Annotated in this window: 20 protein-coding genes; 13 read left to right on the top strand and 7 right to left on the bottom strand. The window is 45.5% G+C overall.

Annotated features, from left to right (window positions below):
• Positions 1-229 precede the first annotated feature (229 nt).
• The 8 genes from uhpT (at position 230) to J4N40_RS18030 (ending at position 11489) form a co-directional block, all read left to right on the top strand.
• Positions 230-1624, top strand: a complete 1395-nt coding sequence (gene uhpT, locus J4N40_RS18065) for a hexose-6-phosphate:phosphate antiporter UhpT (protein ID WP_021707729.1) — start codon at positions 230-232, stop codon at positions 1622-1624.
• Positions 1625-1762: 138 nt separating this feature from the next.
• Positions 1763-2371, top strand: coding sequence for a response regulator transcription factor UhpA (gene uhpA, locus J4N40_RS18060; RefSeq protein ID WP_005388005.1), 609 nt, complete (start codon positions 1763-1765; stop codon positions 2369-2371).
• Positions 2371-3873 (top strand): signal transduction histidine-protein kinase/phosphatase UhpB, encoded by a 1503-nt coding sequence (gene uhpB / locus J4N40_RS18055; RefSeq protein WP_053349913.1) that lies wholly within the window; start codon positions 2371-2373, stop codon positions 3871-3873. The genes uhpA and uhpB overlap by 1 nt, the downstream gene beginning before the upstream one ends.
• Before the next feature lie 6 nt (positions 3874-3879).
• Entirely contained in the window at positions 3880-5220 is a 1341-nt protein-coding gene (locus J4N40_RS18050; RefSeq protein WP_115386655.1) for an MFS transporter, read from the top strand.
• Between the two features lie 123 nt (positions 5221-5343).
• Positions 5344-6561, top strand: coding sequence for a mannose-6-phosphate isomerase, class I (gene manA, locus J4N40_RS18045; RefSeq protein ID WP_115386656.1), 1218 nt, complete (start codon positions 5344-5346; stop codon positions 6559-6561).
• 354 nt (positions 6562-6915) lie between these two features.
• On the top strand, positions 6916-8178 hold the full coding sequence (locus J4N40_RS18040; RefSeq protein ID WP_250654635.1) for a hydroxymethylglutaryl-CoA reductase: 1263 nt from the start codon (positions 6916-6918) through the stop codon (positions 8176-8178).
• 407 nt (positions 8179-8585) lie between these two features.
• On the top strand, positions 8586-10154 hold the full coding sequence (locus tag J4N40_RS18035) for a DUF1800 domain-containing protein (RefSeq protein ID WP_042520959.1): 1569 nt from the start codon (positions 8586-8588) through the stop codon (positions 10152-10154).
• Between the two features lie 9 nt (positions 10155-10163).
• On the top strand, positions 10164-11489 hold the full coding sequence (locus tag J4N40_RS18030) for a DUF1501 domain-containing protein (protein ID WP_054730250.1): 1326 nt from the start codon (positions 10164-10166) through the stop codon (positions 11487-11489).
• Positions 11490-11575: 86 nt separating this feature from the next.
• Here J4N40_RS18030 and J4N40_RS18025 read toward each other — a convergent pair whose 3' ends face one another.
• Positions 11576-12670, bottom strand: a complete 1095-nt coding sequence (locus tag J4N40_RS18025; RefSeq protein ID WP_250654634.1) for a ketoacyl-ACP synthase III — start codon at positions 12668-12670, stop codon at positions 11576-11578.
• Between the two features lie 162 nt (positions 12671-12832).
• Here J4N40_RS18025 and trxC point away from each other — a divergent pair, with 162 nt between their 5' ends.
• Positions 12833-13267 (top strand): thioredoxin TrxC, encoded by a 435-nt coding sequence (gene trxC, locus J4N40_RS18020; RefSeq protein WP_005387991.1) that lies wholly within the window; start codon positions 12833-12835, stop codon positions 13265-13267.
• A gap of 176 nt (positions 13268-13443) precedes the next feature.
• Positions 13444-14604, top strand: coding sequence for an MFS transporter (locus tag J4N40_RS18015; protein WP_033907039.1), 1161 nt, complete (start codon positions 13444-13446; stop codon positions 14602-14604).
• Between the two features lie 49 nt (positions 14605-14653).
• Here J4N40_RS18015 and J4N40_RS18010 read toward each other — a convergent pair whose 3' ends face one another.
• Positions 14654-15043, bottom strand: a complete 390-nt coding sequence (locus J4N40_RS18010; RefSeq protein ID WP_104980715.1) for a nitrous oxide-stimulated promoter family protein — start codon at positions 15041-15043, stop codon at positions 14654-14656.
• Between the two features lie 14 nt (positions 15044-15057).
• Positions 15058-15567, bottom strand: a complete 510-nt coding sequence (locus J4N40_RS18005; protein WP_054865303.1) for a GNAT family N-acetyltransferase — start codon at positions 15565-15567, stop codon at positions 15058-15060.
• A 136-nt stretch (positions 15568-15703) separates the two neighbouring features.
• Between J4N40_RS18005 and J4N40_RS18000 the strand changes: the two genes are divergently transcribed.
• Complete coding sequence (locus J4N40_RS18000) at positions 15704-15895, top strand: DUF2986 domain-containing protein (RefSeq protein ID WP_005376066.1); 192 nt, start codon at positions 15704-15706, stop codon at positions 15893-15895.
• Positions 15896-15944: 49 nt separating this feature from the next.
• Here J4N40_RS18000 and J4N40_RS17995 read toward each other — a convergent pair whose 3' ends face one another.
• Together J4N40_RS17995 and J4N40_RS17990 are read right to left on the bottom strand one after the other, a co-directional pair.
• Positions 15945-18116: a TonB-dependent receptor gene (locus J4N40_RS17995; RefSeq protein WP_017634648.1), complete on the bottom strand. Its 2172-nt coding sequence runs from the start codon at positions 18114-18116 to the stop codon at positions 15945-15947.
• An 89-nt stretch (positions 18117-18205) separates the two neighbouring features.
• On the bottom strand, positions 18206-18943 hold the full coding sequence (locus tag J4N40_RS17990) for a siderophore ferric iron reductase (protein ID WP_042520969.1): 738 nt from the start codon (positions 18941-18943) through the stop codon (positions 18206-18208).
• 419 nt (positions 18944-19362) lie between these two features.
• Here J4N40_RS17990 and J4N40_RS17985 point away from each other — a divergent pair, with 419 nt between their 5' ends.
• Positions 19363-20694, top strand: a complete 1332-nt coding sequence (locus tag J4N40_RS17985; protein WP_250654633.1) for an anaerobic C4-dicarboxylate transporter — start codon at positions 19363-19365, stop codon at positions 20692-20694.
• Between the two features lie 85 nt (positions 20695-20779).
• Here the strand turns inward: J4N40_RS17985 and J4N40_RS17980 are convergent, their stop codons facing one another.
• Positions 20780-21268, bottom strand: coding sequence for a LabA-like NYN domain-containing protein (locus J4N40_RS17980; protein WP_005376059.1), 489 nt, complete (start codon positions 21266-21268; stop codon positions 20780-20782).
• A gap of 119 nt (positions 21269-21387) precedes the next feature.
• On the opposite strand from J4N40_RS17980, the gene J4N40_RS17975 reads away from it, so the two are divergent.
• A complete protein-coding gene (locus tag J4N40_RS17975) occupies positions 21388-21828 on the top strand; it encodes a DUF4174 domain-containing protein (protein ID WP_005376058.1) in 441 nt (146 codons plus the stop codon).
• Positions 21829-21844: 16 nt separating this feature from the next.
• On the opposite strand, the gene cobA is transcribed toward J4N40_RS17975, so the two are convergent.
• A complete protein-coding gene (gene cobA, locus J4N40_RS17970) occupies positions 21845-22603 on the bottom strand; it encodes a uroporphyrinogen-III C-methyltransferase (RefSeq protein WP_115386658.1) in 759 nt (252 codons plus the stop codon).
• Positions 22604-22724: the final 121 nt, after the last annotated feature.

Raw genomic sequence — 22724 nt, 5'->3', positions numbered from 1 at the left:
CAACCCGATAAGAACCCTGTCAAAAACCCATAAATTAGTAAGGATTTTGTGTGACTCTTTTCACGCTTTTCCGCCTTCCTAGGCATTTCTAGGAATTTTTCCTAGCCGATCTAGGCAACCATCTCATGTGCCTTACAAAACCACTCTCTAGAATTCCGCTCAGTCAAAGGTAACAAGAGCGCATAACGGCCGCCGTTGTGTTTCTAAAACAATTACAAGAGAGTTCATCATGTTAAAATTCCTCGAACAGGTGCGGAAGCCGACCCTCGATCTTCCTGTCGAAGTTAGAAGAAAGATGTGGTTTAAACCGTTCATCCAATCTTACTTGGTCGTATTCATCGGCTACCTAACCATGTACTTGATTCGTAAGAACTTCAATGTCGCGCAAAACGACATGATCTCAACTTACGGTTTGAGCATGACAGACCTAGGTCTTATTGGCCTTGGCTTCTCCATCACATACGGCATCGGTAAAACCGTTGTGTCTTACTACGCTGACGGTAAGAACACCAAGCAATTCCTCCCTTTTATGCTGATCCTTTCTGGTCTTGCAATGCTTGGTTTCAGCTTCAGCATGGGCGGCGGTAGTGCAAGCCTGTTCTTGATGGTGGCTTTCTACGCTCTAAGTGGTTTCTTCCAAAGTACTGGTGGCCCTTCTAGTTACTCAACCATTACAAAATGGACACCTCGTAACAAGCGCGGCTCTTACCTAGGCTTGTGGAACATGTCACACAACGTTGGTGGTGCGGGCGCAGCGGGTGTTGCTCTTTTCGGTGCCAACTACCTATTCGACGGCCACGTAATCGGCATGTTCGTGTTCCCTTCTATCATCGCGATCATCGTTGGCTTTATCGGTATGCGCTTTGGTAGCGACTCACCAGAAGCTTACGGTCTAGGTAAAGTAGAAGAACTTTTCGATGAAGCAGTGAGTGAAGAAGACACCGCCGCTGAAGAAAACCAGATGACCAAAAAAGAAATCTTTGTTGAATACGTTCTTAAAAACAAAGTTATCTGGCTACTTTGCTTTGCCAACATCTTCCTTTACATCGTGCGTATTGGTATCGACCAATGGTCAACGGTATACGCGTACCAAGAACTTGGTCTGTCAAAAGAAACGGCAATCTCTGGCTTTACTCTATTCGAAGTCGGTGCGCTTGTGGGTACTTTGATGTGGGGTTACTTATCTGACTTAGCAAACGGTCGCCGCGCATTGGTTGCTTGTGTGTCTCTTGGTTTGATCATCGTATCGCTTGAGTTCTACCAACACGCCACTAGCGAGTTCATGTACTTAGCCTCTCTATTTGTATTGGGCTTCTTGGTGTTTGGTCCGCAACTTCTTATCGGTGTTGCCGCGGTTGGTTTTGTCCCTAAAAAAGCAATCAGTGTAGCTGACGGAGTAAAAGGTACATTCGCTTACCTAATCGGTGACAGCTTCGCGAAACTTGGTCTCGGTATGATTGCAGACGGTACACCTATCTTCGGCTTAACAGGTTGGAAAGGTACCTTCGCAGCCCTAGATACCTCCGCCATGATTTGTATTGTTTTGCTTGCTTTCGTCGCTATCGCGGAAGAGAAGAAGATTCGACACGCGAAGAAGCTTCAACTTGCACAAAACCAAGCCTAACTTCTCTGCGCGCTTTACTTCGGTAAAGCGCGCAAGATCATTAAAAAGCATGGCTCAATTCAGTATCATTAAAGATTTTTCTATTGGCTCCTGTTGGAGCTTATTGTTGTTAGTCGTCTGCTCTATTTGGTTGTAATAATGATTCATGTTGCTCTAGTTGATGATCACGTCATCGTGCGTTCGGGTTTCGCACAATTATTAAATTTAGAAAGTGATATTACCGTTGTTGGTGAATTCGGCTCTGTCGCCGAAGCGCGAAAAGGGTTGCCTGCGGTACACCCACATGTCGTCATCCTAGATATCTCCATGCCAGATGAAAGCGGCTTAAACTTTCTCAGCGAAATACCAACTGGCATTGCCTGCGTGATGCTTAGCGTGCATGACTCCCCTGCGATGGTGGAAAAATCACTAAAGCTAGGTGCAAAAGGCTATCTTAGTAAACGCTGTAGCCCAGACGAACTTATTCAAGCCGTAAGAACCAGTGCTTCTGGCGGCTGTTACCTCACATCAGATATTGCACTTAAACTTGCAACGCCTAGCGACAACACCACCTCTCTATGCCAACTGACAAAACGTGAAAACGAGGTATGTCAGCTACTTGCCAATGGGTTGGATGTGAAGTCTGTCGCGGCAGAGCTTGGCTTGAGCCACAAGACCGTGCATGTTCATCGTGCGAATGCCATCGACAAACTCGGCGTGAAAAACAACGTTGAGCTCGCCAAACTATTTTCTCAAGAGTCCTTTTAATGCGAGCTTATGCTGTTACCACCATTTGCGGACTTTTTGTTATGGCTTGCGCCTGGTTCTGCTTATGGGTGATTGCCTATTACTTTGTCAATGATCCCGAGCTGGCGATCTTATTGTTTCCTTTCGCTTTACGATTAGGTGTCGCCCTTCACACTCGCACCGCTTATTGGCCGACGATTTACCTTTCGGAGTGGGGACTTTCCATCGCACTTGCGATGTTACTGGGTCAACCGCAGTGGCTTACCGTGCTGATTGCGAGCATTGCCAGTATCCCGGTCACACTGATTGCGAAAAAATACTACTACGGTGACCAAAACCGCCACTTAGCCGTCATGGGCATTGTGATCATCATTACCGCCTTCATCAACGTAATGGCGGTCGGATTTCACGTGCCTTCTGTTTACATGGTATGGCTGGCTAGCATTTCTGGAGGCTTGCTCGTGGTGCCTATGTGCTACCTGTTGTGGAGCTACTTGTTCCAAAGTCGTTGGTCTCCGCTTAGCTCTCTCCTACTTAGTAATGCCGTTGTATTTCAGGTGCGTCATATCGTGCTTTATGCGCTGCTTTTGATCGGCAGTATTTTGGTGCAAACCAGTTTGCCTGAAGAGCTAAAACGATTTGCGCCGTTTTGTATGGCGATTCCAATCATCGTGCTTGCTCTGCGTTACGGTTGGCAAGGTGCTCTGCTCGCCACCATGCTCAACAGCATAGCGCTGATTGCGGCTCGTAGCGGCGTATCGAATCTAGAAATCACCGATTTGTTATTATCTCTCTCGGCGCAAACCATTACTGGCATTATGCTCGGTTTAGGGGTTCAGAAACAAAAAGACCTCAATCACAAACTGCGCGGTGAACTTGCGCGCAATCAGAATTTGTCTCGCCAGCTTATCAAAGCTGAAGAGTCCGTAAGACGCGATATTGCGCGCGAGCTACATGACGAAATTGGACAGAACATCACGGCAATCCGCACACAAGCCAACATCATTAAACGAGTGAACAACGCAGAAACACGCGTTGGTTGCGCGGACATGATCGAAGGGCTTTCGCTCAACGTGTACGACACCACTAAGCGACTGTTGAGCAAACTAAGACCCAAAATGCTGGATGATTTGGACTTAAAAGAATCCGTCGAGCAACTGACGCGAGAGATGGAATTCGCCAATCACGGAACAACTGTTCAACTGAACTGGCAAGGCGATTACACCAGCCTGAGTGACACACTCAAAGTAACCCTATTCCGTTTATGCCAAGAGTCATTAAATAACGCAGCCAAGTACGCAGAAGCGCAGTTGATCAATATTGAACTGACAATTGGAGAAGCTGCGGTGTCACTGATGATTCACGATGATGGTATCGGTTTCAAAGTTCAGGACAGCATGAAAGGCATGGGCGTTCGCGGCATGCAAGAACGTGTGCACGCGTTAGGTGGAAAAATGGTTATCTACTCCACCAGCGATCAAGTGATCGGCACACAAATCAGCATTACTTTACCTAAGGTGTAACTCAAGATGTTTGGATTTTTACGTTCACCTAAATTTACTCAACCGAGTCTGAGCAACGAGCAAATCGACCAGCGTTACCGCCATTGGCGTTTGCACATTATGTTGGGGATGTACATCGGCTACGCAGGTTTCTATTTTACCCGTAAGACCTTTAACTACGCAGCACCAGCGATGATCACCGACCTTGGCTTAGATAAAGGCGATTTGGGTCTTATCGGTACATTTTTCTACATCACCTACGGCTGCTCGAAGTTTATTTCTGGCACGATTTCGGATCGCTCTAACCCTCGTTATTTCATGGGATTAGGATTGATTGCGACAGGTCTGGTCAATATCGCGTTCGGTTTTTCTAGCTCACTCGCGGCTTTCATTACTCTGTGGATCTTAAACGCCTGGTTCCAAGGCTGGGGCTGGCCTTCATGCTCCAAGCTGTTAACCACTTGGTATTCACGCTCCGAGCGTGGCTTCTTATGGGCGATTTGGAACACCGCACACAACGTTGGTGGCGCGCTGATCCCTATTTTGGTGGGCTATATAACGTTGCACTACAGCTGGCGTGAAGGTTTTATTCTACCCGGCATCATCGGGGTATTGCTCGGACTATTCGTTTGTTGGCGATTGCGCGACAAACCCACAACAATGGGTTTACCAAGTGTCGGCCAATGGCGCAACGACGCATTAGAACTTGCGCAAGAAAATTACGGACGTGGCCTCACCTACCGCGAAATTCTGAAATCGTACGTATTTAACAACAAATACATCTGGCTGCTCGCGTTCAGTTATGTGTTGGTTTACATCGTCCGAACCGCAATCAATGACTGGGGAAACCTGTACTTGACCGAGCAGCATCACTATAGCCTGATTAATGCCAACGCTGCTCTGTCGATGTTTGAAATCGGCGGTTTTGTTGGTTCATTGGTTGCGGGTTGGGGCTCAGACAAACTCTTTGGCGGTAACCGTGGGCCAATGAACTTGCTGTTCGCTATTGGGATTTTCTTATCTGTCTCCGCGCTTTGGCTGATGCCTCTGACCAACTTTGCATTCCAAGCGGCGGGATTGTTCTCCATCGGCTTCTTTGTCTTTGGGCCACAAATGCTGATCGGTATGGCGGCGGCTGAGTGCTCTCACAAAGATTCTGCCGGCGCGGCAACAGGATTCGTGGGCTTGTTCGCCTACATGGGCGCAGCATTGTCTGGCTATCCACTGGCATTAATTCTTGAAGAATATCATTGGACGGGTTTCTTCATCACCATTTCAGTTTGTGCAGCCGTCATTGGCCTTTTGTTGCTGCCATTTTTGCAAGCGCAACCATCACGAAAACCACTCGAACCAAAACCTCGGTTGTAAATCGACTTATCGCCCTCGGGCAAATTGGCGAGTGACCTAACCGCGCTCGCCCTCCTTATTTAACGTATCTCTGCTCAATTTTTCTTCCGATTCAGTTCGGAGGGTTAACTATGGGAAAAATTCATGAATTTGAACACTATTTCATCGCATAGCTTCTTTCAAATGAACAACAAAATCCAAAACTACGCTTGGGGAAGCACCTCTTCTATTCACGATTTGTTTGGCTTTTCTAACGAAACGAATGAGCCTCAAGCAGAAGTATGGATGGGTACTCACCCAAACGGCTGCTCTGAAGTTCAGGTTGAGCAAAACACGCTGCCTTTGTCTGAACTGATCAAACAAAACCAACCCGCTTACTTATCAGCAGAAACCGCAGCAAAATTTGGCGACCTACCCTTTCTGTTTAAAATCTTAGCGGCCGAACACGCACTGTCGATTCAAGTTCACCCAAGCAAGCAAGATGCCGAAATAGGCTTCGAAAAAGAGCAAAGTGCCGGGATCCCACTAAACGCAAGCCATCGTAACTACAAGGATCCAAACCACAAACCTGAGTTGGTGTACGCGCTGACAAGTTACCAAGCCATGAACGGTTTTCGCTCGTATGCCGAGATTATTGAGGCATTTAGCCTTTGCGATATCGATGAGCTACGCGCGCCTCTTGACACATTCAAACGCGAAATCAACTCACAAGGTTTACGCGATTTCTTTGTGCACATTCTTACCATGGAAGGAGAAACAAAAGAGCGAGCACTGAAACAGCTTCTTGCCCACGCTTCACGTCAATCGGAGCAAGGCACTGACAGCGACGTTTTCCAGCTCATCTTGGATCTATCCACTCAATACCCCGGCGATGTCGGCTTGTTTGCGCCATTACTGTTGAATGTCATCACGCTGCAACCTGGCGAAGCGATGTTCCTGAGCGCAAGAACGCCACACGCTTACATTAAAGGAACGGGATTAGAGATCATGGCGAACTCAGATAACGTTTTGCGTGCAGGACTCACGCCGAAACATATGGATGTTGAAGAACTGGTTAAATGCACAGACTTTGTGCCTAAGCCGTTTAACGGCCTTGTTCTAGAACCCAATGCCAATGGTTGCCAAAGCCTTTACCCCGTTCCAGTGGCAGACTTTAGTTTCAGCATTCTTAACGAACCGAACAATGAAGTGATTGAGGCTAACAGCGCAGAGATTTTGATGGCGATTGATGCCGACCTGACACTCATCAGTGATAACGGTGAGACGTTAACCGCCGCGAAAGGACAATCGGTATTTGTTCCTGCTTACGTTGGCCATTACCGTATTCAAAGTGCGGGACGTGTGGCTCGCGCCTTTAACTAACTTCTGGATAACGGATTCAAGCTAGCGTCTGACCCAAGGGACTGGGTTAGACAGCTTATTCCTCTCATAGATTGAGCCTGTCCGGTTTTAAGACACTCATTCTTACACCTTATCGACTCAAAGCCGCTGCGGTCTAAACCATCTAAGTTCTCTAAGAACCATAGATTCCTCTATTCACTGCAACATTCATTGTCAAAACCCATTTATTTCCAGTAAATTCGCCGCTCCAATATCAAATCACTTGGATAATAAAGGCGCTTGCACAGTGGTATTTGTTGCAAAACGTATAATCAACGTTGTAATCAAAGCCTCAATCACTACAATCTCTGGTTCGATTTTTCAGTTAACGTTTGTATGCCGAAGTTAAACCAAGATAACCCTGTTCAAAGCTCCGCCCTTTCCGATATCGAAACCAGCAGTAAGATTCAATCGGCATTAGAACCGAAGTTTCACAAGCCAGAGAAACGTCTCTGCTTAAGCCCTGGCCTATCGGATAAGCATTTGGCGCGCCGTTGGCAAGTATTGGAACAAGTGACCAATAAAGATCATCTTCTTGATCCTTTCACACAGTCACATTGCGACGCTTACTCCAACAACATCGAGCACTTCATTGGTACTGTCAATGTGCCGGTCGGCATCGCAGGCCCTTTGCGCGTCAACGGTTTGTATGCGAACGATGACTTTTTGGTTCCGCTCGCAACGACAGAAGCCGCGTTAGTCGCTTCCTACAACCGTGGCGCAAATCTTATCACCGCCGCTGGTGGCGCGAGCGCATTGTTACTAAGTGAAGGGGTGAGCCGAACACCAGTATTCGCCTTTAATCACCTTGCTGACGCCGGCCAGTTCGTCAGTTGGGTTGTGACCCAGTTTGACGTATTTCGTCAAATTGCGGAATCCACCACCTCACATGGCAAACTCAAAGACATCAATGTAAATATCGAAGGAAACCACGCTTATTTGGTCTTTGAATACGTGACTGGTGACGCTTCCGGACAAAACATGGTGACCATCGCAACAAACGAAGTGTTCCATCATATTTTGGCGACCAGCCCAATCAAACCAACTCAAGCATTCTTGGATGGCAACTTATCAGGCGACAAAAAACCAAACGCGCACACACTGCGCTCGGTACGCGGTAAGAAAGTATCCGCCGAAGTGACCATTCCTGCTGAGTTGGTGGAAAAATATCTGCATACGACGCCGGAGTCTATGGTTCAATTTGGCAAAATGACCACAGTGGGCGGTTTACTCAGCGGGACAATTGGCGTCAACGCGCATTACGCAAACGCGCTTGCCGCGCTGTACATTGCTTGTGGTCAAGATGCCGCTTGCGTTGCAGAGTCTGCCATTGGAATCACTCGTATGGATGTGGACGCTCAAGGCAACTTGTACGCGTGCGTGACCTTGCCAAACATCATGGTGGGGACGGTTGGTGGTGGTACTGGCCTTCCAACGCAAAAAGCATGTTTGGATATTTTGGGTTTGCACGGCAACGGCAATGCGAAAGCGTTAGCCGAAGTCGCAGCTGCGCTTTGTCTGGCTGGCGAACTCTCGATCGTGGGCGCATTTTGTGCCGATCACTTTTCTCGTGCTCACCATAAGCTTGCCCGAAAATAACCTTTGTTGCTTTGTACAAGAGAACATCCGTGTGGTTTTCTCTTGTGCAAACCAATGGACTTTATTTATTGGCTCAATAATTTCTTGAAACTAACTTAAGCCTTAACAAACATACCAATCTCTTGTTAACAGTACTTTAGCTGTCCCCCTTCTATATCCATTGCGATATCTCTGCTTGTTACTCTTCATTGGCCATATTTAATATCAGTATCTTAGAAAAAATAGCATCAAAAACTTCTAGCACTATAGTACCAAATTCATCGTTTGAGTTTTTTGTTCACCACTTATAGCTACTATACTCGCCTATGCAGCTGCTTGATTTTCATAAATTTACTAAACAGCTCAAAAGAGCTTAATAACTCCCGTTAAATGGACTTAAATCGTTACTTCGGGTAAGCGAGTTAACTATGAGACGTCAGAAGCTAAATAAAATCTCTGCTTGGGTACTAGGATTGGCTATCTTATTGCTGAGCCATGTGCCTAATGTATCAGCACAAATACAGCAATCCCCATCCGATCAAACCGTTGCGCGTTTTCTCTATCAAACCTCTTTTGGACCAACTCCTGCGTTAATTAATGAGGTTAGGGAAAATGGGTTAGGGGACTGGATACAGAAACAAATCAACCTGCCAGCAACCTACCATCAACCACTTTATCAAACGCCTTTTTCTAAAGGCCTACAGTCAAACCGAGAAAATGCTTGGTATCAGATTGTTGTTACTGCTGAAGATCAGCTCAGACAGCGAACGGCTTATGCATTGAGTCAGATCGTAGTCGTTTCTCGTTATGGCGGCGTTCTTTCCAGCAAACCTACAGGGTTAGTGAATTACTACGATCTGTTGGTTGAGCATGCGTTTGGCAACTACCGAGACCTGTTGTATGACGTTTCCATCCATCCAGTCATGGGGAGCTATTTGTCTATGCTCGGTAGTGCAAAAGAAAATAGTGCGACAGGAACGCTTCCCGATGAGAACTTTGCTCGAGAGTTAATGCAGTTATTCACTATCGGTTTGTATGAACTCAATTTAGATGGCAGTAAAAAGCTAAACCACGCAACAGGCAAACCTATCCCCACGTACAATCAAACTGATATTCAAGAGCTCGCGCGAGCATTAACTGGATGGAAAAATTCCGACATCGCATTCGTGAAACCGATGCGAGTTATCAGTCAAAGACACGACACCGGCGAGAAGCGATTTCTAGGGAACGTGATCCCATCGGGTCTAACCGCACAAGAAGAGCTTTCAAAAGTGATTGATATGTTGATGTCTCACCCAAATGTTGCTCCATTTGTTTCAAAGTTACTTATCCAACGTTTGGTCAGTTCAAATCCAAGCCCAGAGTACGTCGCGCGTGTTGCTACGATATTTAACAACAATGGGGAAGGAGAAAAAGGCGATCTAACCGCCGTTGTTCGAGCCATATTGCTCGACCCTGAAGCATTAGGGATGACGGATACCCCGCCTATAAAAGTGAAAGAACCGATACTGGTCCTGACTAATTTTCATCGAGCATCAGGTTTTACGGTTAAAGGATCACGTTACGAAGACGCAACAACGATGATGAACATCGCTAATCAAGGGCCGCTTCGTTCTCCTTCCGTGTTTAATTTTTACTCTCCAGACTATCAGCCGTCTAACGAGTTTACGGAGTCTGGTATTAACTCTCCAGAGTATGAACTTCTCAATTGGTCTGTTTATACCGATTTGGTCAACTATATGTTAACCAGCACTCGTAGAGGAGGTGGTGATTCCTACCACTTCGATCTTAACGAGCTTTATCTTCTTCTAGACGATCACCATGCCTTAGTCGAATTGGTTAACGAGCGTTTCTTTGCTGGAACGGCTTCTGCTGAATTGAAAGAGCTCATGCTCACCGCGCTGAATGATTATCGTGAGGACTATGTGCCAACAACAAAACTCGCTCTAGTGATATTTACCGCCATTTCTGGCGACGAATTTTATATTCAGGATTAGGAGTGAATTATGGATATTTCACGACGACATTTTATACAAAGCACGCTATCGATGGGCGCACTAGCCTCTCTTAGTCTGCCAGGTTACTCTCTCGCAGCGCCATCCAATGACTTTCGAGCATTAATATGTGTGTATTTAGCAGGCGGAAACGATGCATTCAACACCATACTGCCATTATCGGAGGCGCACTATCGTCAATATTCCAAAGTCAGAGGGCCACTCTCTGTCGCCAAAGAAGACATACTCCCTATCAATTTAAGTGCTGTCGATAGCTCAAATCACCCAGTGAAGCTCGGCTTACACCCAAAGTTAAATGCGTTAACTTCCGTTTTCGAACAAGGCGATGCCAGCATCGTGCTCAATAGTGGCATTCTCAACCATCCCGTCACCAAACAAGCTATTGAGCAAGGTGAAGCATCACTTCCCGAGCAACTGTTTTCTCATAATTCTCAAACAGACGCTTGGTTACTTGGTGGAATGAGCGAGTCTAAAAATCTTGGTTGGGCTGGCAGAATGTTGGATGTATTAAACTCTGAATCAGAAATAACACCGCTATACAGTGTGCATGGCAACTCGCTTTGGTTACGGGCAATGGAACACCGCCAAACCGTCCTGAAAAAAGATCGCGCAGTTCAGCTTACCGCGATTGATAACCCGCTATACAAGGGGATCTATGATCGCCTTCTCTCTCATCAAACTGACAATCCATTTAATGGTCATTTTAATTTGATGGTTGATGAGTCGATGGTAATGAGTAGTGTACTGAGCGAGCAACTCAACCACATTGCTGACGAGCCGCTGTTTACGTCATCGACGCTCGGCAAGCAGATGCAAACCGTGTACAAATTGATAGCAAGCCAAGATGTCCTGAAGCAGCAACGACAAGTCTTTTTCGTTAAACACTCTGGGTATGACCTGCACGATTCGCAATTGGCACGTCATCCAGTGTTACTTGAGGATCTCGCGACAAACCTTTTAGCAATGTATCGTGCGGTCGAACGGTTAGGGCTAAACAAGCAAGTCACCTCTTTCACTATGTCTGACTTCGGTCGACGGATGATGAGCAACGGAAATGGTACCGATCATGGCTGGGGTGGCCATCAACTATTAATTGGAGGCGCGGTAAATGGGAAACAACCTATCGGTACATGGCCGGAACTAATACTGGGCGGAAACGATGATTACTCTCAAGGCCGACTCATACCCAAAATTGCCGCTGATCAAGTTGGTTCAACACTAGCACAGTGGATGGGCGTGAGTGATAACGCTGCACTGGAATACGTGTTCCCGAACATCCGTAATTTTACTCATTCAAACCTGGGTTTTATGTCGTAAGATATTTTACAGGTTAGCTGTAGAACGCATCATTAAATAAGGGAGCCTCGCGCTCCCTTACTCATCTTATGTTTGCAAAGTGTCCATTACACCTCGTCGCGACGGCGTTCGTTACACAGCTTAATGGCACGCTCAAGTAATTCTAGCGCGGATTGCTCACATTCAGGCAGAACCGCATCACTTTCACCAATTGGCGTTACGCGGTCACCCCATTTCAATACTGCCGCACCCCATGTCAAACCAGCACCAAACGCAGCGAGAAGCATGTTATCACCTGGGTTAACTCGACCTTGCTCTACCGCTTCACACAATGCAATTGGCACCGTCGCAGCTGAAGTATTGCCATAGTTTTGAATGTTAACAAACGCTTTGTCGTGTGGAATTCCAGACAGGTCACACAAGGTTTGAATAATACGAATATTCGCTTGATGCGGAATCACAACATCGATTTGTTCCGTCGTTAACTGTGATGCTTTCAGTACGGTTGTCGCAGCTAGCCCCATGCCTTTTACTGCACGTTTGAAAATTTCTTGTCCTACAAAGTTGAAATCCCAGTAACCGTTGTCTTCCGCAAAGCGATCCATACAAGTACCAAACTTTGGTACGGACAGAATATCGCGGCCTTTTGCGTCACAACCGATTTGAGACTGTAGTAAACCCGTTTCTTTTTCCGTTCTTGATAACACAACGGCGCCCGCACCATCACCAAATAGAACAGCGGTATCTCGCATTGCCCAATCGATGTAGAAAGACAATCTTTCCGCACCAATAATGATCGCGTTACGATAGTTACCTGATTGAATCAAACGTGTGCCCGTTTCTAGGCCATAGACAAATCCCGTACATGCGGCATTTAAGTCAAAGGCAGCGGCTGCACGAATACCTAGGTTCTGCTGTACCTTAGACGCGATATTTGGAATCAATGAATCTGGTGAACAAGTCGCCACAATGATTAAATCCACGTCTGCTGCATCGACACCTGCTCGAGCTAATGCATGTTTAGCAGCAACGGTCGCCATGTCTGACGTGTTTACATGACTAATACGGCGGTTTTCGATACCAGTGCGGGTACGAATCCACTCATCGGAAGTATCGAGGAAAGTGCTAAGATCATCGTTAGAGAGCACGGCTGGCGGAACACATTTCCCCCAACCTGTAATTTCAGCGTAGTAATTTGTCATCGCAGACCTATTTATTGTTGTATTTTAATAAAATTTCTTAGAACCTTAGGCTCAAATACAAACCTGCGCTGCGTTATTTCGGCAGGTTAAAAAATAAGTATACAAATAATGAGGCTGACTGGTAAGTCATGTTTTCATCAATACGTAATAAAGGAAGAAGTCATGTCATCGTTTAAAACTCGCTGCCCTTCGTGCGGCGGTCTAAATCGTGTCCCTAATGAGCGCGTTGCCGAATCTGCAACTTGCGGTAAATGTAAAAGTGCACTTTTAGACGGCTCGCCTATCGAAGGTACACAAGATAACTTTTCTGCTCTATTACAAAGTGATATGCCTGTTGTAGTAGATTTTTGGGCCCCATGGTGCAACCCGTGCGTTGGTTTTGCTCCTGTTTTCTCTGATGTTGCTCATGAGCAAGCCGGAACGGCTCGTTTTGTTAAGATTGATACCGAAGCTCAACAACAACTTGCGACGCAATTTGGTATTCGCAGTATTCCTACCATTATGGTTTTCAAGAATGGTCAACGCGTTGATATGATCAATGGTGCGTTACCTAAAACTCAATTCGATCAATGGTTAAATCAAGCACTTACTAAATAATCTTCCACGCCAACCTTGTTTGTAGGTTGGCGTTTTTATGCAACTTATCAACCTATCTAGTTAACAAATATTATTTATCGAAACGACTTAAATTTATCATTTTACTTGCCTAACTATTAGCCTCATATTCGCGCCGAATAACCCTTAGATTTCATTTAACTTATAGGCGCAAAACAGTGGAAAACACAGTCGTTCCTGCAGCATCACCACGAGTTACAGTTCCAGTCGTCGCACTGTCTCTTTATGCGGTGGCTTCGGGCTATTTAATGAGCTTGATCCCTCTCATGCTCGGTGAATACAACATCTCAGCAGATTACGCGAGTTGGTTGGCGAGTGTGTTTTATGGCGGCTTATTAACCGGTGCTATTTTTATTGAACGTATCGTACGTCAAGTTGGTCACCGTAACGCGTTTATTGGTTGCTTGGCCGTATTTTCGCTAACTATCGTCACACTGCCCGTGTTTGCTAACGGATTGATGTGGCTTGCCGCTCGCTTTATTGCGGGTATCGCGGTTGCTGGTGTTTTTGTCATTGTTGAGTCTTGGCTAATGTCTGGAGACGAAGCATCGCGTGCGAAACGTTTGAGCTTGTACATGCTATCGCTTTATGGTGGTTCAGCATTAGGCCAGTTTGGTATTGGCGTGCTTGGCGTAAGTGGCGGCGTTCCGTTTATTGCGATCACGACGTTGATCCTAATGGCGATGCTGGTGCTAATGTTCATTGAGTGTGAGCAGCCAAACAGCCATGAATCAACCGCTTTATCATTTAAGCAAATTGCCAAACTAAACCATGCAGCAATTATTGGTTGTGTTGTTTCAGGTTTGACCTTAGGCGCGATCTACGGATTAATGCCAGTTGAGTTAACTAACCGTAAAATTAGCCATCAAGACATTGGTACATTGATGGCGCTAGTGATTCTAGGTGGCATGCTAGTTCAACCAATGGTGACCGCGTTAAACAAATACATGAGCCGCACAGTGCTAATGGCGTTTTTCTGTATTTTGGGTATTTTTTCGATCGGTATGACCTTTATTTCCTCGTCAGCCGTGGTATTGGCTGCTGCATTATTCTTTTTAGGTGCAGCTACTTTTGCTTTGTACCCGATTGCAATCAACTTAGGTTGCGAAGGTCTTGATGAACGCTTTATTGTCTCTGCGACACAAGTCATGCTGTTTAGCTACAGCATCGGCTCTGTTGCTGGTCCTGTTGTCGCTGATAAATTCATGGGCCAAGAACACGGCTTGCTAGGCTACTTGTTTGCCGCTTTGGTTGCGACTGGCGTATACATGCTACTTGCTGCGAGCAAAACCAAGCAGCGTATGGCCGCTGGCCTCTAACCACGCCGCTTCTACTCAACGAAAACGAGGGCATGTCGCCCTCGTTTTTTTATTCTTCGCATTTTTGTTTAGATAAACGCTTGTGACGGTTTGACGCGTTCGCTGCAGGGTTTTCCGGTACCATGCGCTTTTCATGAAGCAAATGACGAACCGCCAAGATGGGATGTTTCAGTAACATTCTGGGGCCAGAGTAACGCATGACCAAACGCATTTGTTCTTTCGGCTCTGGTTTGTAGCAGTGAATCGGACATTTGTTACACGTCGGTTTATTCTCTCCATAAGGACAGCGGTCGAGGCGCACTTCTGCGTATTCAAGCAGCTCACGACATTCTGAGCATAAGTCACGTTTTGTTCCATGATGGTCATGACAGTAAACCTCTACCATGGCTTTTACTGTCTTAAATTCAGTGGCGAGTTTGCCAAGTAAAATATCGCTCATGCGCTATCCAAAAATCACAACATCATTGTGTAAAGTTCTAACGTGCGGCCATTATCATATTGCTGCTCAACTCGTTCAAACTCAAAGCCCAGTTTTTTGAGCAAACTTATACTACGAATATTGTCATTATTGGTGATGGCAACCAAATTATCGAGTTTCATTTCCTCTCTAGCGTATTCCAGCACTGCGGTTGCAGACTCCGTTCCGTAGCCGAAGCCATAAGCGGAAGGTAAAAATCCATATCCGAGATCATAGTGTTGTAATGTGTCACGTTTAACCAACCCACAAATCCCGATGGGTTGCCCATCTTCTTTCTTCTCTACAACGAGTAAACTCACGCCTTTAATTTGTTGCATGCGTAGCATGTTTTCTTTTATGTAACGCGCCGCTTCATATTCGGTACGAATTTGTTTGTCTCCGACAAAACGGTAGAAGTCTGGGTGGTTATAAAGTTCTAGTATAAATGGTGCATCATCTACACTCACAAGACGCAGTATCAAACGTTCGGTGTACAGTGTTTTCATTTGGGCTCCATTAAAACGCGATAGATGATTGGACATAGGAACGTACTTGAATTTTGCGACCGATACCGGCGCTTATTTAGTTGTAACTTGATAAAAAAGTAACTATCCTGCCTCGCTAAATTAAAGGACCACCACCATGAACCGCAAGAAGAAAATCAATCAGATCTTGAAAGCGAAGCAGAAGAAGCATAACGCTAAGCTACATAAGAGCAATAAGCCGCGTTATATCTCCAAAGCTGAACGCGCGAAAATGGAAGCTGAAGAACAAAACCAAGCTTCAGAACACACGGAAAACGTTGTAGACACAGCGCAGACAGATCAAGCCTAAAAGAAAAGCCGCTTCAAGCGGCTTTTTTGATATTTGGAGCGAGTTAGCTTTAGTATTCAACACTGTAGTTCAGTGTGAATGTGCGACCTCTTCCTTTGTAGTCGTACGCTGCTGCATCGTAGTGTGCTGCATAAAGAATCTGCGCACGTTGTCCCCAAGCGGTTGTGTAGTCTTCGTCAAATAGGTTTTGAATACCAAAACCTAACTGCCCGATAGGTAGTGTTACGTTACCAAGAAGATCAAACGTAGTGTATCCATCTAGTTTGTTGTTTGCGTCATCTTCGTAATCAAACATCGTCTGGCTTTGTAGACGTAGTGAATAGCCATCCTGATAGTAAGCCGCCCACGCGTTCGCTTTTGATGTACTTGCTTTACCCGCACTTAGATCTTCCCACTTACCGTTGGTTTTCAGCTCAGAAACCACATAGTGACCTGATGCACCTAACAAAATATCACGGTTTACCCAGTAGTTAATGTTTGCTTCGGCACCGTATACACGTTGCTCGTCATCAACATTGGTGATTAGGAGCGTCTTCTTGTCATACTTGATTGAGTTATCCGACACCGAGTAGTAACCCGCCGCTTGCAGTGCGACAGTATCCGTATCTAATCGGTAACCAATTTCATAGCTGTCCGTTTTGATGCCCGACATTTTTGAGTCAGATACGTTAATGCTATTGTTCAACGCGTAGTGACCATTTGCATCCGCGGCATCGTAGCTACCTTGGCCGTAGTACTTTGCAGGATCAGCGAGTTCGAAACCTTGAGAGAAGTTCGCCCAAAGCTGAGATTCATCGTTAAGCTGATAAATGGTGCCCAAATTAAATAAGCTCACAGAGTAGTCAGTGCTGCCACCTGGTACCGCATCCGCTGATACACCATTACCCGATGCGATCTTCTTTTGTATACTATAGGCAACAAAATCATCAATCTTATTGTCCATGTATTGGTAGCGGTAGCCTGCTTGTACTGACCAATCTTGATTGATTTGGTAATCCCCTTGGACAAACATTGCGTAAGACGCCACATCAACATCTGGGTAACGCCCCACTTCGGCATAGGTTCGATTAATTAAGTTCCCAGAGCTGTTCGCAATGGTTGGATCGAACAGAGCCTGGTTACTTTCAAAACGGTCTAAGTACGCATCGACACCATAAACAAGTTTGAATGACTCCCAGCTTTTAGCTAACGCTAAGCGCCCAGCAAAAACTTCTGTTTTTTGTTGAGAGGCACTTTGGTAATAAGGAGTAAAGGTTTGGTCTTCACTACGGTAAGATAACTCGCCTATCAGTTGATGACCGAATACGCTGTCGTGAGCGTAGTTCGCACTTAAGAGAACTCGCTCTGTACCATGTTCACGGTCGGAATCGAACCCCTCTCGTACATCAACAAATTTATTGTTAACAATGTACAAACCGTATGGCGAATCTTGCTGGCTGTCATAGTATTGTGCGACAAGGTTTAACTTGCTGGCATCGGAGATTTGAATCTCGGTCGATCCCATAACATCGAGCGTTGAATTATACTGCAAAGAGCCCTGTGAAATGTCTGGGGTGACAATGTCGCCATTTGCGTCAAATGCACCTTGTGTCTCGGTGTACACAACCGAACCTCTAGCGGTAATTCGCTCATTACCACCCGAGATAGACTGAGCGAGTTTGTAATCAAAGTCATCGCTGCTATTAAAGCCTGTAGTGCCACTCACGTAGGATTCAAACGACAAGTCATCCGAGTACGCTTTCTTGGTGATAATGTTAATAACACCACCAGTAGCGCCTGCACCATAAATGGAGGTTGCACCAGATAGTACTTCAATTCGCTCGATGTTGAATGGGTCTATTGCATCTAACTGACGACTAATCGGGCGAGAAGACTGTAACGAGACACCATCAATCATTACCAACATTGCTCTACCGCGAAGGTTCTGACCATAGTTAGTTCGACCACCGGTGCCGACGTCTAAAGAAGGGATGGTTGCAGAAAGAATATCACCCAGTGTCTTGCCCGCACGATATTGCTGAGCAATCTCTTCTTGGCCAACAAACCAAACCGTTCCTGGAATATCGGAGATCGATTTCGGCATCACACTGCCTACAACAACCAATTGCTCATCGCTCGGAGTCGATGTTTGTTGAAGATCTTCTGCTGCTATTGAGCTAACTGCGTATCCACTGCTCATCGCAAGTACGATGAGATTGAAAGAAAACGTCCTTTTCATCATTGTATTTATCTTTTTGTTGTCAACAAGAGCATGCAATGATACTTATTCTCACTCTCAAATCGAGCACTGTTACACAAGTTAAATAAATGTTAATTAAGAACCTTCTTGCTCATAAGCTGTCGATTTTCCTCTAAACGAGGACAATCTGCACAAAGCTTTCTGCCTTCACACTTATAGACTAAACAACAACTTTTTCTTACTAACTTTAGCGGCTGATCAGATTCCGTCTCATGAAGTGAGCGGCTATTATCAACATCCAAACCCATTGCGCTTAGCCACAAGACCGCATGCTCCTGAAGTGTCGAGTTAGTCATTTGCGGAAAGCGCTGTTGGAGACGAATTAAACAAGCCATGATTCCGTCCGACATCAATTGATGGGTGAAGCCAGGACGAATGCGTGTCCATTGACTCATCTCTTGTTGATAGAAGTCGAACAGTTCTCGGATTTGACGCCCCGCCTCTTTTATCAACGCTTCTGGCTCGCCATGTATATGCGCTTCGTCGGCGAATCGGTACCCAGAAACAAAACAAGGTTTGAGGTGCTGCGCTATCTCGCGAATGTTTGGCAACGTGTGGTAACCGTAAATAGAGATGAATGCGACATAAACTGGCTGCCAACAAAGTAAATCCCACGTTCTTGTCAACCAATATGCTTTTCCCGCTTCCGGATGAGCCTCCGAGATTTGCTGGTAAAGGCCTTGGATGATCGGGTTGATATCATTCTCGATATGGATAGCTTCTTGCCCTATCTCGCCGATATCACCGTGTAGATAAGGTGTAATCTCACTCGAAGTTTGAAACAGTTGCGGGAAAAATTGCTCAGACATGATGGCTTATTGTTGGTGTAGTCATTCTGACACCTTTATACCCAAGCACCAATCGCAATGCAAACTATTATCCTTTGCGTTTTCATAACAAAGAAGCACCTTTAGGGTTAGTTATGACTGTATTTCCGCGTTCTGTGAAACTGTAAGGTCTGGTTACGTATGCGATGAATAGCAACAAACTCTTAAACCTCTTCGCATTTAACGCTCACATGATCGCAAAAATACACAGCATAAAAACACCCTGATAAAACTGTGTTAACAGTTCCCCTGTGTAGCGTGAGTTATTGCCAATAATTGAATATTGCTGTTTCTTATCCAGCGGATTGTGAACAACATGAAGTATTTTCTTTCTGAATATCGAGACAATACAAAGAGGTAATTTGGCTATGTAGCCCTCTGTTTTGAATAAGGAAATCCACATGTTGTATCTTGAGTTTCTATTTTTGCTCGTGATGCTGTATATCGGCTCACGTTATGGTGGTATAGGCCTTGGGGTCGTATCCGGAATTGGCTTGGTGATTGAAGTCTTCATCTTTAAGATGCCGCCAACCTCTCCTCCTGTCACCGTCATGTTGATCATTTTAGCGGTGGTAACATGTGCTTCCATTCTTGAAGCCGCTGGCGGTTTGAAATACATGCTGCAAGTTGCCGAGCGTGTGCTTCGTAAGAACCCAAAACGCGTCACCCTTATTGCTCCGTTCGTGACTTACTTTATGACCTTCCTACTTGGTACAGGTCACGCGGTTTACTCTATCATGCCAATCATTGGCGACGTTGCACTTAAAAACGGCATTCGTCCTGAGCGTCCTATGGCTGCCGCTTCTGTCGCCTCTCAAATCGCAATCACGGCATCACCAATTTCAGCGGCCGTAGTTTACTACTTGGCGCAACTCTCTGATATTCAACACGAGATCACTCTGCTCTCAATTCTGCTCGTTACTGTACCTGCAACGCTATTCGGTACGTTGTTGATGTCACTTTACAGCCTAAAGCGTGGTAAAGAGCTAGACGACGATGAAGAATACCAAGAGCGTTTGAAAGATCCTGTGTGGAGAGAAAAAATCCTCAACACAACTGCAACGTCTCTTGATGAAGTACTACCAACAAGTGCTCGTAACTCTGTATTGCTGTTCATTGCTTCTATCTTGGTTATCGTCGTTATCGCGATGTGGCCAGACATTCGTACCATCGTAGATGGCTCGAAGCCAATCAGCATGGCAGTTGTGATTCAAATGATGATGCTCTGCTTCGGCGGTATCATTTTGCTTGCGACCAAAACTGACCCGCGTGACGTACCAAATGGGGTGGTATTTAAATCTGGTATGGTGGCGGCGATTGCTATCTTCGGTATTGCATGGATGTCAGATACCTACTTCCAGTACGCTATGCCTCAATTTAAATCTGGCATCGTTGAGATGATAACCAACTATCCTTGGACATTCGCGCTTGCGTTATTCATTGTGTCGGTTGTGGTGAACTCTCAAGCTGCAACGGCTCGCATGATGCTGCCTGTTGGTCTCGGCTTAGGTTTGGAACCTGCGCTGCTTATCGGCTTGATGCCAGCGGTATACGGCTACTTCTTTATTCCAAACTACCCTTCAGATATCGCGACTGTGAACTTCGATACCTCGGGCACAACTAAGATTGGTAAGTGGTACTTCAACCACTCATTCATGTCTGTGGGCTTAATCGGCGTGATTGGTGCGTGTTGCTTGGGTTACTTGCTAGGGCAAATGATCATTCCTTCGTAACTAGCCAAATCAACGATAAATTAGAGGCGAGTCATTGTACGTTTCGTACAGCCTGAGTGACTCGCCTTTCTTTATTGCACTATTACTACAGCAAGAAATCGTCATCAATCGCGACAAAATTGTCGGCACAATCAATCAGAGTTTGGGATGTTAGCTTAGGTACACCATAAACGGTCACCGTGTTATTGAAGCGCTGCTGAATTCTCTCTACTAGCAGACTAAAGTCTCCATCTCCCGAAACTAGAATCACTTCCTCAACTTCGGGAGCAATTTCAATTGCATCGAGAGTAATACCCACATCCCAATCGCCTTTCGAGCTACCATCACGACGCTGGATGTAGGGTTTAAGCATCACCTCAAAGCCAACACCCCGAAGAATATGGTGGAACTGACGTTGCTTGGGATCATTGCTCGCAATAGCATAAGCACGAGCACTTACCACCTCTTTCCCTTGTGTGGCAACATACCAAAACTGGTTGTAATCAAAATTGCTTCGATACGCTTCGCGACAGGTGTAATACACATTCTGTACATCAACCAAAATGGCGATTTTTTGTTTGCTTTCCGAACTCATCTATTTCTACGCTCAATTTATTTGCTGCCTACCCTATGCCAGTTTTGGAAAAAGCACAATGAGCCAATTCCACTAAACTTAACGTATAAAAAGTTATTTGGGTTTCTAGGGGAACTGTCATGGGCGGAAAGTTACTAGTGATACTGCTTTCTTGTATCTTGTCATCGACAGCATTTGGTTATCCAGCGCACTCCAAATACTGGCCACATAGAAGTGTGCTCTACTTTGCGCCAGAAAATGATGAATACGTCAAACAATTCTTGCTAGAAACACTTATGAATGAGTGTGAGTTGGAAGACAGAGATGTCGTCACGCTGGTCATTACAGAACAAGGTTATACTTTTCCTGCTTGGCTTAAAGAAGAGTTCGACCTAAAAATGCTAGCTCGTCTTTATGAGGTCGAAAAAGGTTCTCATACCGCTATTTTGCTTGGTAAAGATGGTCTAGAAAAGCACCGTTGGGGCGCAGAAACAGACTGGCCGTTTATCAACAACCTCATTGATCAAATGCCTATGCGTAAGCAAGAAATGCAGAGGCAACAAAGCCCCTGTAAAATATAGTCACTTCTGAGCAGTATTACTTTGCGAACCAATCCAACTTGTTGTGAAGTTGAGTCACGCTGCCAACCACAATCAATGCTGGGCTCACGGCTTGCTCTGCCATGATCGATAGCTCGTTCAACTTTCCTTGGAACACGCGCTGCTCTGGGCGCGTACCGTTTTCAATAATGGCGCATGATATCTCAGGATCTAACCCGTGAGTGACCAGCTTATCCATAATATGGCCGCTTTGCTTCAAACCCATATAGAACACAAGTGTGTTGTTGGATTGCGCTAGTGAATGCCATTCAATCTCACGACCATCTTTTTGTACATGACCAGTGATAAATTGAACGCTTTGTGCATGGTCGCGGTGTGTTAATGGAATACCAGCATAAGCCGTCGCGCCCGCCGCCGCCGTAATACCCGGAACCACTTCGTATTTGATGCCAAATTCGGCTAGCTCTTCTAGCTCTTCACCACCACGGCCAAATATAAATGAGTCACCGCCCTTCAGACGTACAACACGCTTACCTTCTTGCGCTTTCTGCACCAAGATTTGATTGATTTGATCTTGAGGCACGCAGTGAAAGTCCAATTTTTTGCCAACGTAAATCATCTCTGCTGATGCATGAGCCAATTCAAGAATATCTTTCGACACCAATCGGTCGTACACCAGAACTTCAGCCGCTTGAATGGCTTTTAAGCCTTTTACTGTGAGTAAATCAGGATCACCAGGACCTGCACCAACAAGAGAAACAAAGCCGCTGTTTAAAGATGAGTTAACAGTTGTCATATCAACGCCTATCGAAAATTTGGACATAAAAAGTAACACTCAAGTCATTAACTCAAGGTTAAAATCACCCCAAGGAGTTATTACTTTTTATAGCTAAATCAATACAATACTTATCGAAAGT

The organism is Vibrio sp. SCSIO 43097, assembly GCF_023650755.1.
In the GTDB taxonomy this organism is placed as follows: Bacteria; Pseudomonadota; Gammaproteobacteria; order Enterobacterales; family Vibrionaceae; genus Vibrio; species Vibrio alginolyticus.
This window is presented reverse-complemented; position numbering and strand designations above follow the sequence as displayed.

Excerpts from the sequence above, each read along its gene's own strand:
- uhpT (WP_021707729.1), top strand. The coding sequence starts at position 230 with ATGTTAAAATTCCTCGAACAGGTGCGGAAGCCGACCCTCGATCTTCCT.
- uhpA (WP_005388005.1), top strand. The coding sequence starts at position 1,763 with ATGATTCATGTTGCTCTAGTTGATGATCACGTCATCGTGCGTTCGGGT.
- uhpB (WP_053349913.1), top strand. The coding sequence starts at position 2,371 with ATGCGAGCTTATGCTGTTACCACCATTTGCGGACTTTTTGTTATGGCT.
- J4N40_RS18050 (WP_115386655.1), top strand. The coding sequence starts at position 3,880 with ATGTTTGGATTTTTACGTTCACCTAAATTTACTCAACCGAGTCTGAGC.
- manA (WP_115386656.1), top strand. The coding sequence starts at position 5,344 with ATGAATTTGAACACTATTTCATCGCATAGCTTCTTTCAAATGAACAAC.
- J4N40_RS18040 (WP_250654635.1), top strand. The coding sequence starts at position 6,916 with ATGCCGAAGTTAAACCAAGATAACCCTGTTCAAAGCTCCGCCCTTTCC.
- J4N40_RS18035 (WP_042520959.1), top strand. The coding sequence starts at position 8,586 with ATGAGACGTCAGAAGCTAAATAAAATCTCTGCTTGGGTACTAGGATTG.
- J4N40_RS18030 (WP_054730250.1), top strand. The coding sequence starts at position 10,164 with ATGGATATTTCACGACGACATTTTATACAAAGCACGCTATCGATGGGC.
- J4N40_RS18025 (WP_250654634.1), bottom strand. The coding sequence starts at position 12,670 with ATGACAAATTACTACGCTGAAATTACAGGTTGGGGGAAATGTGTTCCG.
- trxC (WP_005387991.1), top strand. The coding sequence starts at position 12,833 with ATGTCATCGTTTAAAACTCGCTGCCCTTCGTGCGGCGGTCTAAATCGT.
- J4N40_RS18010 (WP_104980715.1), bottom strand. The coding sequence starts at position 15,043 with ATGAGCGATATTTTACTTGGCAAACTCGCCACTGAATTTAAGACAGTA.
- J4N40_RS18005 (WP_054865303.1), bottom strand. The coding sequence starts at position 15,567 with ATGAAAACACTGTACACCGAACGTTTGATACTGCGTCTTGTGAGTGTA.
- J4N40_RS18000 (WP_005376066.1), top strand. The coding sequence starts at position 15,704 with ATGAACCGCAAGAAGAAAATCAATCAGATCTTGAAAGCGAAGCAGAAG.
- J4N40_RS17995 (WP_017634648.1), bottom strand. The coding sequence starts at position 18,116 with ATGATGAAAAGGACGTTTTCTTTCAATCTCATCGTACTTGCGATGAGC.
- J4N40_RS17990 (WP_042520969.1), bottom strand. The coding sequence starts at position 18,943 with ATGTCTGAGCAATTTTTCCCGCAACTGTTTCAAACTTCGAGTGAGATT.
- J4N40_RS17985 (WP_250654633.1), top strand. The coding sequence starts at position 19,363 with ATGTTGTATCTTGAGTTTCTATTTTTGCTCGTGATGCTGTATATCGGC.
- J4N40_RS17980 (WP_005376059.1), bottom strand. The coding sequence starts at position 21,268 with ATGAGTTCGGAAAGCAAACAAAAAATCGCCATTTTGGTTGATGTACAG.
- J4N40_RS17975 (WP_005376058.1), top strand. The coding sequence starts at position 21,388 with ATGGGCGGAAAGTTACTAGTGATACTGCTTTCTTGTATCTTGTCATCG.
- cobA (WP_115386658.1), bottom strand. The coding sequence starts at position 22,603 with ATGACAACTGTTAACTCATCTTTAAACAGCGGCTTTGTTTCTCTTGTT.